Source organism: Pampinifervens navoyensis (assembly GCF_046159715.1).
Lineage (GTDB): Bacteria > Aquificota > Aquificia > Aquificales > Aquificaceae > Pampinifervens.
In genome coordinates this window covers 1-256 of record NZ_JBJXCT010000060.1, presented here as the reverse complement: position 1 = coordinate 256, position 256 = coordinate 1, and the positions used below count along the sequence as shown (strand labels likewise).

At 62.5% G+C, this 256-nt stretch carries 1 protein-coding gene; it reads right to left on the bottom strand.

The features are described 5' to 3' along the window. A partial coding sequence (locus tag ACKRDP_RS10000; RefSeq protein WP_409154634.1) for a dienelactone hydrolase family protein occupies window positions 1-256 on the bottom strand: 256 nt, incomplete at both ends.

Genomic DNA, 256 nt, shown 5'->3' with positions numbered 1-256 from the left:
CCGAAATCGAGCCCGCTCATCAGATGGTGCGCCTCTTCCTCCTCCACCGTCGATTTGCCGCGGTAAAGATCGGGCACCAGCGCCAGATAGCCGGCTTGCGCGAGACGGTCGGCCACCCCGCGGATCTGGTCGTTCAACCCCCACCACTCCTGAATCACGACAATGGCAGGCGCGCCTTCTGCTTTATGCGGCCTCGCCAGATAGCCCTGGACTTCCTTGCCGTCCGGACGGTGAAACGTGATCATCGATCCTGTGC